Raw genomic sequence first — 12,997 nt, forward strand, 5'->3', positions numbered from 1 at the left:
GGCAAAAGATAAGTGCCTGAATTTATTGCGCTTGCGTTACAAAGTTATGACCGATTCAGTGGATTCCGGTGAAAAGATGGCACTTTGCTTTGATGTGCGCGCGGCTTGCACGCGGTTACGCCCGGCGGCCTTGGCACGGTACAGCGCCTCGTCGGCCTGGGCGGCCATCATCAGGCTGTCGGAGCCGTCGCACAGCTCCACCAGCCCGGCGCTGAAGGTGCACCATAAATCCTGCGGCTGGGCCGGGTAGTGAATTTCCGCAAAGCGCCCACGAATGTCGTCCAGCACCTTGCAGGCCGATTCGAGGTCGGTGTCGGGCATCACGATGGCGAATTCTTCACCGCCATAGCGGCCGATGTAGTCGGTCTTGCGCAAACGCTGCTTGAGAAACAGCGCCAGGCTTTTGATCACGCGGTCGCCCATGGGGTGCCCGTGGCTGTCATTGACCCGCTTGAAATGGTCGATATCGAGCATGGCAAAGCTCAACGGCTTGTTCTCGCGACGGGCGCGGAAGCTGCAGTCTTCGAGCAATTGCAGGATATGGGTGTGGTTGTAAAGCCCGGTCAGGCTGTCGCGCACCATCCGCGCTTTTAAATTGCGAGCACGCGCGGCGCGGTTGCGCACGGTGGTGATCAGATGGCGCGGCTTGATCGGCTTGGTCAGAAAGTCGTCACCGCCTTCGCTCATCGCATCCAGCTGTTTGTCCAGGTCGTCTTCGGCCGACAGGTAGATGATCGGCACGCTGACATAGCGGTCGTTGTGGCGAATCACCTTGGCCAGTTCGGTGCCGGTACAGGCGGGCATGTACATGTCGAGGATGATCAGGTCGGGCTGGAAGTCCGCCAGCTCGGCCATCGCCTGGATCGGCTCGATCAAGGTGCGGGTGACGATGCCGGCGCTGTTGAGCAGGCGTTCGGTGTGCAACGCCTGGGCGCGGGAGTCATCGATGATCAGCACTTTATACGGCTCATATTGAGCGACGCAGGTCAGCACTTCGATCTTTTCCAGCAGGCTTGAGGCTTCCAGCGTGCCGGTCAGGAATTCTTCGCCGCCGGCGCGCACGGCGGCCAGGCGGGTCGGGGTGTCGGTTTCATGCAGGCTGAAAAACAGCAGCGGCAGCTTCTGCTCCAGACCCTGCTGGGCTTCGGCGGCCAGCTTCAGCCCCAGCCCGGCGCCGCAGAAATCCACGTCCATCACCATTGCCGACGGCAGGCGCTCGGCCATGGAGGCGCGAAAGGCCGCGACGCTGTCCAGGGATTGGGCGCTCATGCCAAAGAACTCCAGCTGTTTGGCCAGGCGCTCGGCGCGGTCGTGGTCGGCCAGCATCACGTAGATCGGCTTGCGCATCGGTGGCAGCAGGGTTTGTTCAAGCTGGTCGCCCTGACGCAGCCCGGTACGCGACAGGCGCTGCATCAAGCGATTGAGCTCGCTGATCAGTTGGCTGCTTAGGCGGCCACGATTTTCGTCCACGGCCTTGAGGGACTCGCCAATGTGCCGGGCCAGTTGGCTGTGTTCGGGCTGTTCAAAACGCTCGGCAAAGCGCAGCAGGCGCAGATTGGCCTCACTGAGCTCGGAGAAATCGGCGTTCGACCATTCGCTGCGTTGCAGGCGCTGCCAGATCTCAAGAATTTGACGTGCCTGATGAATTACCCGCTGGGCAAAGTGCTGCTTGAGACGCTCGCGGCTGGGGTCTTCTGGCTCGGTCATATCCGGACTACTGTGAGGGTGCGTGCTGAGGTTGGCTGGTGGCCTTATGCTAGCACCTCTTTTTCTGTTGCATGAGTGTCATACGTCAATTAAGTACAAGTCTGTGTCATTCATTTTCTGACCTCATGGTCGCGCTGTGTAAAACGCGTGCATCCTTTATAGTCCAACCGCTGGTATGCGCCAATTCGGTTTAAAAGCCCGCACCGATGGGCACGATGGGGTAGGGTTGTGGTCGGAGTGTTTGACCGCACCCGGACAATTGATGTGCATGAACTCAAGTGATTGAAAGGATATCGCCATGCTGGACTGGAAAAACCGCGAAGGCAGTGCCAAAGGCCCCGCCCCTGAGCCCAAGTCGGCCAACCGCAGCTACTTGCGCAACCTGCTGATGAGCCGCGCCTTGCTCAGCGTGATCTGCTTGTACCTGCTGGTCACCGGTGGCCTGGGTTGGTATTGGAGCCAGGAGCCGGCGTTGTTCCCGGTCCAGCAAAACGCCCAGCTTGCCGCCGAGAAGGAAGGCAAGCAGATGGTGATCGGCTACACCACCGTCGAAACCGTCAAGACCGTGGTCGGCACCTTGCTGAACAAGCCCGGTGGCTACATTTCCAACGACCGTTTCCCGCCAGGCCTGTGGATGGACAACATGCCGAGCTGGGAGTACGGCGTGCTGGTGCAGGTGCGTGACCTGACCCGCGCCCTGCGCAAAGACTTCGCCCGTTCCCAGTCGCAGTCGGCCGAAGACGCGGACCTGGCCAAGGCCGAGCCGCGTTTCAACTTCGACAACAAGAGCTGGGTGCTGCCGTCCAGCGAGTCGGAATATCAGGAAGGCATCAATTCCCTGAGCCGCTACGAAGCACGCTTGTCCGACCCGAACCAGAAGGGCGCGCTGTTCTACGCCCGCGCCGACAACCTGAACAACTGGCTGGGCGACGTCGCCACCCGCCTGGGTTCGCTGTCGCAACGCCTGTCGGCCAGCGTGGGCCGGGTCAAGCTGAACACCGCGCTGAAAACCGAGGCGCTGGCGCCGGGTGAAGTGCCGCAGGTCGATGAAGAAGTGGTGGAAACCCCATGGATGCAGATCGATAACGTGTTCTACGAGGCCCGTGGCCAGGCGTGGGCCTTGTCCCATCTGCTGCGTGCCATCGAAGTCGATTTCGCCGACGTGCTGGCCAAGAAAAACGCCACCGTGAGCGTGCGCCAGATCATTCGTGAGCTGGAGGCCTCGCAGGAGCCGGTGTGGAGTCCTATGATTCTCAACGGCAGTGGCTTCGGTGTACTGGCGAACCATTCGCTGGTGATGGCCAACTACATTTCCCGGGCCAACGCTGCAGTGATCGACTTGCGTCAGCTCCTCAACCAGGGTTGATGATGGACGCTACTCAACGGGAGGCTGCACACCGTGCGGCCTCCGATGCTGAACTGATCTGCTGGGTGGACGAGCAGGACAACCTGCTCGGCCACCTGGTCAGGTCCGACCTTCGCCAGCGCGGCCTGATCGGCCGTTGCACCTTCATATTCCTGTTCAATACCAAGGGTGAGTTGTGCGTGCATCGGCGCACCCTGAGTAAAGCCCTGTACCCGGGGTTCTGGGACACGGCGGCCGGCGGCATGGTGGCTCAAGGGGAGAGCTATGCCGTTTCGGCGGCCCGCGAACTGGAAGAAGAACTGGGCGTGAGCGGGGTGGAATTGACCGAGCACGACCATTTCTACTTCGAGGACGGGGACAGCCGGTTGTGGTGCAAATCCTACTCGGCGGTATGGGACGGGCCCCTGTGCCTGCAGCCTGAAGAGGTGATGGAAGCCTGCTTCCTGCCCATCGAAACAGTGCTGGCGCAGGCCCGGCAAAAGCCCTACTGCCCGGACGCCCAGGAAGGCTTGCGGCGCTATCTCGCCTCACGTCGCTAAAGTTGCATAAATTGGCGCCATTTGGCTCTTAGCAACAGGGCTTTTTGCCGTTACACTGCGCGCCTTTTCACCCGAACCGCGAATGTTTCATCCTGTAGGAGCGAGCGTGCTCGCGAAAAACGCCAAGACACCGCGTGCTGCCTGAATGCCCGCGTTATCGTTGACGATCTTCGCGAGCAAGCTCGCTCCTGCAAGGGTTGTTGACCTTGGCGGTTCGGTAGCGCTGCCCCTGCCTGAGTGGGGCTTCGCGGTCGGTCACCGCCCTGTGCGGCGCCGATCTGTCTTCATCCTCCCAAGAGGATTGCCGGTGGCCAAAAAAGCCGCATCCTTCGCCGCCCTTGGTGGCCTGGTATTTTCCACCGACGCAGGTCGACACTGCCCGGACTGTCGTCAGCCCGTGGACGCGTGCACCTGCAAACAAACCCTGATTCCCGAAGGCGACGGCATTGCCCGCGTGCGCCGCGAGAGCAAAGGCCGTGGCGGCAAGACGGTGACCACCATCACCGGCGTGCCGCTGGCCGAAGACGCGCTCAAGGAGCTGGCCACCACGCTGAAAAAGCGTTGCGGCACCGGTGGCGCGTTGAAAGACGGGGTCATCGAGATCCAGGGCGAGCATGTCGAACTGCTGTTGGCCGAGCTGATCAAGCTCGGTTACAAGGCCAAGAAGTCCGGCGGCTGAAAGCCTCTTCCCAACCTGTGTCTAAACTCTGTCCTGCTAGCGAGGTCTACCTCCCTTACAGGCAAATCGTCATTTTCATTCTTTAGACTGCGCCAGCCTCCGCTTGAGGTGGCGCCTTCGCCTTCATATATAGGGGACTTCGATGTCCGTACGACGCACACGCAAAGACGATGGCAGCCAATGGACAGTTGCGGACAGCCGCAGTGTTTACGGGATCCGCCATTGGGGGGCCGGTTATTTCGCGATCAATGAAGCCGGTCGCGTAGAAGTCCGTCCGAACGGTCCGAACAGCACGCCCGTCGACCTGTACGAGCAAGTCGACGAGCTGCGCAAAAGCGGCCTGTCGTTGCCCTTGCTGGTGCGCTTCCCCGATATCCTGCAAGACCGTGTACGCCAACTGACCGGTGCCTTCGATTCGAACATCGAGCGCCTGGAATACCAGAGCAAGTACACCGCGCTGTACCCGATCAAGGTGAACCAGCAGGAGGCGGTGATCGAAAACATCATCGCCACCCAGAACGTCTCCATTGGCCTGGAAGCCGGCTCCAAGCCTGAGCTGTTGGCCGTGCTGGCCCTGGCGCCAAAAGGCGGCACCATCGTCTGCAACGGTTACAAGGACCGTGAGTTCATCCGCCTGGCGCTGATGGGCCAGAAGCTCGGCCACAACGTGTTCATCGTGATCGAGAAAGAGTCCGAGGTTGAGCTGGTGATCGAAGAGGCCGCCAGCCTCAAGGTCAAGCCGCAGGTGGGCTTGCGCGTGCGCCTGTCGTCGCTGGCTTCAAGCAAGTGGGCGGACACCGGCGGTGAAAAATCCAAGTTCGGTCTGTCGGCGGCGCAACTGTTGTCGGTGGTCGAGCGCTTCCGCGCGGCGGGCCTCGATCAGGGCATCCGCCTGCTGCACTTCCACATGGGTTCGCAGATCGCCAACCTGGCCGACTACCAGCACGGGTTCAAGGAAGCCATTCGTTACTACGGCGAACTGCGCAACCTCGGCCTGCCGGTGGACCACATCGACGTGGGCGGCGGTTTGGGCGTGGACTACGACGGTACTCATTCGCGTAACGCCAGTTCGATCAACTACGACATGGACGACTACGCCGGTGTGGTAGTGGGCATGCTCAAGGAATTCTGCGACGCGCAGAGCCTGCCGCACCCGCACATCTTCTCCGAAAGCGGCCGCTCGCTGACCGCCCACCACGCCATGCTGGTGGTGCAGGTGACCGACGTCGAGAAACACAACGACGAAATCCCGACCATCGAGAACAAGGAAAGCCTGCCGGAAACCGTGCAATGGCTGGTGGACCTGCTCGGCCCGACCGACATCGAGATGGTCACCGAAACCTACTGGCGCGCCACTCACTACATGAGCGACGTGGCCACCCAGTACGCCGATGGCAAACTGACCCTGGCTGAGAAAGCCCTGGCCGAGCAGTGCTACTTCGCCGTATGCCGTCGCCTGCACAACTCTTTGAAAGCCCGTCAGCGCTCGCACCGCCAGGTGCTGGACGAACTCAACGACAAGCTGGCCGACAAGTACATCTGCAACTTCTCGGTGTTCCAGAGCCTGCCGGACACCTGGGCCATCGGCCAGGTCCTGCCGATCCTGCCGCTGCATCGCCTCGACGAAGAGCCGCTGCGCCGCGCCGTGCTGCAAGACCTGACCTGCGACTCCGACGGCAAGATCAAGCAGTACGTCGACGAGCAGAGCATCGAGACCAGCCTGCCGGTACATGGCTTGAACGAGGGCGAAGACTACTTGCTGGGTATCTTCCTGGTCGGTGCTTACCAGGAAATTCTCGGTGACATGCACAACCTGTTCGGCGACACCGACTCGGTGAACATCTACCAGCGCGAAGACGGTTCGGTGTACAGCGCCGGTATCGAGACCCACGACACCATCGAAGACATGCTGCGCTATGTGCACTTGTCGCCGGAGGAGTTGATGACGCACTACCGCGACAAGTGCGCCAGCGCGAAGATTTCCGCGTCCGAGCGTACCCAGTTCCTGGATGCGCTGCGCCTGGGTCTGACTCGCTCTTCGTACTTGTCCTCGTAAAAATGTGGGAGGGGGCAAGCCCCCTCCCACATTTGGATTGCATTCCTTCAGTTCGGCCCCAGCCACAATCCTTGCCGATTCAAGCGCCAGGCAATCGCCCACAGCGTCAGGCTGCGCACTGCCATGAACAACAGGAAGGTTATCCACAACCCGTGGTTGCCCAACCCCTGTAGCGCCCACGCCACCGGCAACACCAGCAGCACGGTCAGCAACATCCCATTGCGCATCTCCCGCGCCCGCGTTGCGCCGATAAACAGCCCATCGAGCAAATAACTCCACACCGCAATCAACGGCAATACCGCAAGGTAGGGCAGGTAGCGGTCGGCGGTTTCGCGCACGCTTGGAATATCGGTCTGCATCGCGATAAACAAATGGCCGGCGAAGGTGAACAGCAACGCGAAACCAACGCTTGCGATCAGTGACCAGCCACAGGCAACCACTAATGAGCGCCTTAACGCCTGGCGGTCACGCGCGCCGATGGCGTGGCCGCACAGGGCTTCGACTGCATGGGCCAGGCCGTCCAGCGCGTGGGCGGTCAGCAGCAGGCCGTTGAGCAGCAGCGCATTGGCCGCCACGGTCGCGTCCCCCAGGCGCGCGCCTTGCACGGTGATCATGAAAAACACCGACTGCAGCGCCAGGCTGCGGATAAAAATGTCGCGATTCACCGCCAGCAGCGGGCGCCAGCTTTGCCAGCGTTTCAGCGCCGCCCAAGCGATCTGCCCAGGGTAGGCGCGCAGGGCTTTTTGCGTGAGGGCCAGGCCGAGCAGGGCGCCGGTCCACTCGGCAATCACCGAGGCCCGCGCCGAACCGACCACGCCCCAGTCCAGGCCGAGCACGAACCACAGGTTCAGCGCGATGTTGACCAGGTTGGTGGTCAGCAGGATCGCCAGCGGCGCACGGGCGTTCTGGGTGCCGAGAAACCAGCCGACCAGCGCGTAACTGGCGAGTGCGGCAGGCAGGCCGAACAGACGCGTATGGAAGAACTCACGGGTCAGTTGGTTCAGTTCGGCGGAGGGCTGCATCCACGTCAGCGCCAGATGGCTGAGCGGAATGCCCACGGTGCCCAGCAGCATTGCCAGCCCCAGCGCCAGCAGCAGGCCTTGCAGCAGGATCTGGCGCAAGGCCGCGCCGTCATTGCGTCCGGCGGCCTGGGCGGCAAAACCGGTGGAGCCCATGCGCAGAAAACCCATGGCCCAGGCGAGGAAGGTATACAGGCTGGCACCGACGGCCACGGCGCCCAGTTGATGGGCGTGGGGCAGGTGACCGATGACCATGCTGTCGACCAGGGCCACCAGCGGCACGGAGATATTCGACAGGATCATCGGCGCGGCCAGGGCCCAGACACGGCGATGGGTGGGGCGGTGGTGCCAGTCGGCAAGCAGGGTGGTCATGAAGGCTCCTTCGAGGGTGGCGCATTGTAACCGTCCACCCACCCCACCGCAGATCCAATGTGGGAGGGGGCTTGCCCCCGATGGCGGTGTGTCAGTTGCTGGATGCATTGACTGGAAGACTGCTATCGGAGGGCAAGCCCCCTCCCACATTTCGATCTCCGATGGCTGGGGCATCGGGCTTGGATTCAGGCCCGCTCACCCTCCGTCGGTCAATGTGATCGGCGCCACAGCGGCTTGGCTTGCGCTGATATATAGTTCACCCCCCGGTTTCCTCTGACTACGAGTGCCCCATGCTTAACAAAGGATTGTTCCTGGCCTGCGCGCTGGCCCTGCTGAGCGCCTGCGATTCTTCCGATAAACCGTCTGCGCCATCCGCCCCTGCGGCGAGCGTGGCACCCAAGCCGGCGAAGGCGGCGGTGGATGTGGCGGCGTTGAAGCAGCGCTACGCCGGGCGCGAGTTGAGTGTGGTGGACGTGTCCGAGGTGCAGTTGGACGGGGCCAGCACCTTGTCGGTGAGTTTCTCCATCCCCCTGGATCCCGATCAGAAGTTCGCCGACAAAGTCCATTTGGTGGACAGCAAGTCAGGCAAGGTCGATGGCGCCTGGGAGCTCTCGGACAACCTGATGGAGTTGCGCCTGCGTCACCTGGAGCCCCAGCGCAAGTTGGTGCTCACAGTAGATCCCGGCGTCAAGGCGGTGAATAACGCCCTGCTGCCCGCCGAGTACACCGCCCGCCTGGAAACCCGAGACCTGCAAGCCACCGTCGGCTTCGCCAGTCGCGGCACGTTGCTGCCCACGCGCCTGGCCGAAGGCTTGCCGGTGATCGCGCTGAACGTGGACAAGATCGACGTGGAATTCTTCCGTATCAAGGCCGAGTCCCTGCCGTCGTTCCTGGCGCAGTGGGGGCGCAATACCAGCCTGCAAAGTTACGAGTCTCGCGAATTGCTGCCGATGGCCGACCTGGTCTACGGCGGGCGTTTTGACTTGAACCCGGCGCGCAAACACCCGCGAAACCCTGTTGCTGCCGATCGCCGGCCTCAAGCAACTGCAGCAACCCGGCGTATATCTGGCCGTGATGCGTGCCTCGGGCACCTATAACTACTCGCAACCGGCCACCTTGTTCACCTTGAGTGACATCGGCCTGTCGGTGCACCGCTACGCCAATCGCCTGGATGTCTTTACTCAGGCCCTGGAGGGTGGCAAGGCGTTGAATGGCGTCGAGCTGGAAATTCTCGATGCCGAAGGCCGCGTGCTCGGTCAGGGCAAGACCGAAGACGGTGGCCACGCCGAGCTGCCGTTGCCGAAAAAAGCCCAAGTGCTGCTGGCCAAGCAAGGTGAACAGACCAGCCTGTTGCGTCTGGACAGTGCCGCGCTGGACCTGGCCGAGTTCGACATTGGTGGCCAGCCGTCCCATCCGCTGCAATTCTTTGTGTTCGGCCCGCGCGACTTGTATCGCCCTGGTGAAACCGTGCTGCTCAACGCCCTGTTGCGCGACAAGGACGGCAACACCGTCAAGCCGCAACCGGTGAGCGTCGAAGTGCGCCGCCCCGATGAACAGGTCAGCCGCAAATTCGTGTGGGACGCCGATGCCTCCGGCCTCTATCAATATTCGCTGCAACTGGCCGGCGAAGCGCCGACCGGGCGTTGGCAGCTGGTATTCGACCTGGGCGACGGCAAGCCGCAGCTGTATGAGTTCCTCGTCGAAGACTTCTTGCCGGAGCGCCTGGCGCTGGAGCTCAAGGGCAGCGACACCGCGTTGAGCCCGGCGGACAATCCGGTGATCCAGGTCAATGGCCGTTATCTGTACGGCGCGCCGGCCTCCGGCAATCGGGTCAGCGGGCAGGTTTATGTGCGCCCGCTGCGCGAGGCGGTCAAGGCCCTGCCGGGCTACCAGTTCGGCTCGGTTACCGAAGAAGAGCTGAGCCAGGATTTCGAACTGGACGAAAGCACGCTCGACGCCAAGGGCCAGGAAGAACTGACCCTGGAAAGCAAGTGGGCCGAGGCCCGGTCGCCGCTGCAACTGATCGTGCAGGCCAGCCTGCAAGAGTCGGGCGGGCGGCCGATCACCCGGCGCCTGGTGCAGCCGATCTGGCCGGCCGAGCAACTGCCAGGCCTGCGCGGACTGTTTGACGGCACTGAAACCAACGGCGACGGCCCGGCGGAATTCGAAGTGCTGGTCGCCAACCAGGACGGGCAGAAACTCGCCGCGCAGAACCTCAAGGTGCGTCTGGTGCGCGAGCGCCGTGACTACTACTGGAACTACTCCGACAGTGACGGCTGGAGCTATCACTACAACGAAAAATTCCTCAACCTCGACGAACAGACCCTGAACATCAAGGCCGGCGACACAGCCAAGGTCAGCTTTCAGGTGGAGTGGGGCCCTTACCGCGTCGAGGTCGAAGACCCGCAAACCGGCCTTATCAGCAGCCTGCGCTTCTGGGCCGGCTATCAGGCCCAGGACAACACCGAAGGCGGCGCCGTGCGCCCCGATCAGGTCAAGCTGGCGCTGGACAAACCCGCCTATGGCGATGGCGATACCGCCAACGTCACGGTCACACCGCCGGCTGCCGGCAAGGGCTACCTGCTGGTGGAGTCCGCCGAGGGGCCGCTGTGGTGGCAGGAAATCGACGTGCCGGCCGAGGGCAAGAGCTTTGCGGTGAAGCTTGACCCGAAATGGTCGCGGCATGACCTGTACGTGAGCGCACTGGTGATCCGTCCTGGCGAGCGCAAAGCCAATATCACCCCCAAACGTGCGGTGGGCCTGCTGCACCTGCCGTTGGATCGGACCCAGCGCAAGCTTGGCCTTACGCTGACCGCGCCGGAAAAAATGCGCCCCAAACAGCCGCTCACGGTGAAAATCGCGGCGAAAAATGCCGACGGCAGTGTGCCCAAGCAAGTGCATGTGCTGGTGGCTGCGGTCGACGTGGGGATTCTCAATATCACCGAATACCCGACGCCGGACCCGTACTCCAGCTTGTTCGGCCGCAAGGGCTATGGCGTCGACCAGTTCGACATCTACGGCCAGTTGATCGAAGCCGGGCAAGGCCGCCTGGCCAGCCTGGCGTTCGGTGGCGATGCGGCGCTGGCCAAGGGCGGCAAGCGTCCGGACACCAGCGTGACCATCGTCGCCCTGCAAAGCGCACCGGTCACTCTCAACGAAAAGGGCGAGGGCGAAGTCAGCGTCAATATTCCGGACTTCAACGGTGAGCTGCGCCTGATGGCCCAGGCCTGGAGCGATGATCGCTATGGCATGGCCGAAGCCAAGACGGTCATCGCCGCACCGCTGATTGCCGAGCTGTCGGCACCGCGCTTCCTGGCCGGAGGTGACCAGACCACCCTTGCGCTGGACCTGTCCAACTTGTCGGGCAAGGCGCAGAAACTCGACGTGCAACTGGCTGCCGAAGGGCAACTTGAACTGGCCGCCAATGGCGCGCAGACCGTAGAACTGAAACAAGGCCAGCGCACCACCTTGCGTATCCCGGTCAAAGCCTGGGGCGGCCTGGGGCAGGGCAAAGTCAGGGTGACCGTCAACGGCCTGGACCTGCCCGGTGAAAACCTGCCGCCGTTCAGCCGTGAATGGACCCTGGGCGTGCGCCCTGCGTACCCGGCGCTGCTCAAGCACTACCGCGCCGTGCTCAAGGATCAGCCGTGGAGCTTGCCTGCGGGCACGCTGGATCAGTTCGACAGCTCGGGACGCGAGGCGCTGTTGAGCCTGTCCAGCCGGCCGCCGTTGAACCTCGGCGCGCAAATCAGTGCGCTCAAGGCTTACCCCTATGGCTGCCTGGAGCAGACCACCAGCGGCCTGTACCCCTCGCTGTATGCCGACGACGCGTTGCTTAAACGCCTGAGCATCAAGGGCGAGCCGGATGCCGAGCGTAAGCGCAAGATCGAATTGGGTATCGAACGTCTGCTGGGCATGCAGCGCTACAACGGCAGCTTCGGCTTGTGGGGCGCCGATGGCGAAGAAGAATATTGGCTGACCGCCTATGTCACCGACTTCCTGCTGCGCGCCCGTGACCAGGGCTTTGCCGTACCGGCCGAGGCATTGAAAAAAGCCAGTGAGCGTCTGCTGCGTTATGTGCAGGAGCGCAACCTGATCGAAGTCGACTACAGCGACAACGCCGAGCACACCCGCTTCGCCGTGCAGGCCTACGCCGGCATGGTCCTGGCGCGTAGCCAGCAGGCGCCGCTGGGGGCCTTGCGCAGTATCTTCGAGCGGCGCAGCGATGCGCGGTCCGGCTTGCCGTTGGTGCAGCTGGCCATCGCCCTGCAAAAAATGGGCGACCAGCCGCGGGCGGACCAGGCGCTGCTCGCAGGCCTGGCGGCACAGCGCAGCGCCAAGGAATGGTTGGCCGACTACGGCAGCCCGTTGCGCGACCAGGCGATGATCCTCGCCCTGCTGGAAGAAAACGACCTGGCCAAGGGCAAGCGCGAGGAACGTTTGTTCACCCTGGCGGACCAGTTGGCGGCCAGCCCGTACCTGTCGACCCAGGAGCGTAATTCGCTGTTCCTCGCCGGGCGGCTTGGTCTTGCCCAGCCGGAAGCGAGCTGGCAAGTGTCACTGACCGGCAGTGGCGCGGTGCGTGAACTGAACAACCAGCAATCGACCCTGCAACTGGATGACAAGCTGCTGTCCAGCGACTTGAGCCTGAGCAATCAGGGGCAAACCCCGGTGTACCAGCAACTGACCATTTCCGGTTACCCACAAGTACCACCGGCAGCGGGTGGCGAGAACCTGAGCATCCGTCGTGAGTACCTGGGCATGAACGGTCAGCCGCTGAACCTGCACAGCCTCAACAGCGGCGACCTGGTGTTGGTGCACTTGGCGGTCAGCGCCAAGCAACGGGTGCCGGACGCCCTGGTGGTGGACCTGCTGCCCGCCGGCCTGGAACTGGAAAACCAGAACCTGGCGCAAAGCGCGGCCAGTCTGGAGAACGCCAGCAGCCAGGTGAAGGAATGGCGCGAGTCGATGCAGAACGCGTCGCTCAAGCATCAGGAGTTTCGTGATGACCGCTACGTGGCGGCGATGAACCTGGACGGCTATGGCGGCACCACGCACTTGCTGTATCTGGCGCGGGCCGTGACGCCGGGCACCTACCGTGTGCCGCCGCCGCAGGTGGAGTCGATGTACCGGCCGAACTGGCAGGCGGTGGGCGAAACCCCGGCAGACATGGTGATCAAGGGTCGCTGAAAAACCAATGTGGGAGGGGGCTTGCCCCCGATGGCGGTGGGTCAGTTGCCGGATGCATTGACTGACACA

6 protein-coding genes and 1 pseudogene are annotated in these 12,997 nt (G+C 62.6%); 5 read left to right on the forward strand and 2 right to left on the reverse strand.

All coding sequences use genetic code 11. From position 1 onward, the window contains the following. Positions 1 to 36 precede the first annotated feature (36 nt). Complete coding sequence (locus QF045_RS06020) at positions 37 to 1,707, reverse strand: PleD family two-component system response regulator (RefSeq protein WP_306491442.1); 1,671 nt, start codon at positions 1,705 to 1,707, stop codon at positions 37 to 39. 298 nt (positions 1,708 to 2,005) lie between these two features. Between QF045_RS06020 and QF045_RS06025 the strand changes: the two genes are divergently transcribed. The 4 genes from QF045_RS06025 (at position 2,006) to speA (ending at position 6,347) form a co-directional block, all read left to right on the forward strand. After that, positions 2,006 to 3,073, forward strand: a complete 1,068-nt coding sequence (locus QF045_RS06025) for a DUF2333 family protein (RefSeq protein WP_306491443.1) — start codon at positions 2,006 to 2,008, stop codon at positions 3,071 to 3,073. A 2-nt stretch (positions 3,074 to 3,075) separates the two neighbouring features. Next, positions 3,076 to 3,612 (forward strand): NUDIX hydrolase, encoded by a 537-nt coding sequence (locus tag QF045_RS06030; RefSeq protein ID WP_306491444.1) that lies wholly within the window; start codon positions 3,076 to 3,078, stop codon positions 3,610 to 3,612. A 307-nt stretch (positions 3,613 to 3,919) separates the two neighbouring features. Next, on the forward strand, positions 3,920 to 4,291 hold the full coding sequence (locus tag QF045_RS06035; protein WP_049710213.1) for a translation initiation factor Sui1: 372 nt from the start codon (positions 3,920 to 3,922) through the stop codon (positions 4,289 to 4,291). Positions 4,292 to 4,433: 142 nt separating this feature from the next. Beyond that, on the forward strand, positions 4,434 to 6,347 hold the full coding sequence (gene speA / locus QF045_RS06040) for an arginine decarboxylase (protein WP_306491445.1): 1,914 nt from the start codon (positions 4,434 to 4,436) through the stop codon (positions 6,345 to 6,347). Positions 6,348 to 6,394: 47 nt separating this feature from the next. Here the strand turns inward: speA and QF045_RS06045 are convergent, their stop codons facing one another. Further along, positions 6,395 to 7,738, reverse strand: a complete 1,344-nt coding sequence (locus QF045_RS06045) for an MATE family efflux transporter (protein ID WP_306491446.1) — start codon at positions 7,736 to 7,738, stop codon at positions 6,395 to 6,397. Positions 7,739 to 8,028: 290 nt separating this feature from the next. Here QF045_RS06045 and QF045_RS06050 point away from each other — a divergent pair. Continuing rightward, positions 8,029 to 12,928: pseudogene (locus QF045_RS06050) on the forward strand (alpha-2-macroglobulin). The last annotated feature ends 69 nt before the right edge of the window (positions 12,929 to 12,997 follow it).

It is taken from the genome of Pseudomonas sp. W4I3, from assembly GCF_030816195.1.
Lineage (GTDB): Bacteria > Pseudomonadota > Gammaproteobacteria > Pseudomonadales > Pseudomonadaceae > Aquipseudomonas.

Excerpts from the sequence above, each read along its gene's own strand:
- QF045_RS06020 (WP_306491442.1), bottom strand. The coding sequence starts at position 1,707 with ATGACCGAGCCAGAAGACCCCAGCCGCGAGCGTCTCAAGCAGCACTTT.
- QF045_RS06025 (WP_306491443.1), top strand. The coding sequence starts at position 2,006 with ATGCTGGACTGGAAAAACCGCGAAGGCAGTGCCAAAGGCCCCGCCCCT.
- QF045_RS06030 (WP_306491444.1), top strand. The coding sequence starts at position 3,076 with ATGGACGCTACTCAACGGGAGGCTGCACACCGTGCGGCCTCCGATGCT.
- speA (WP_306491445.1), top strand. The coding sequence starts at position 4,434 with ATGTCCGTACGACGCACACGCAAAGACGATGGCAGCCAATGGACAGTT.
- QF045_RS06045 (WP_306491446.1), bottom strand. The coding sequence starts at position 7,738 with ATGACCACCCTGCTTGCCGACTGGCACCACCGCCCCACCCATCGCCGT.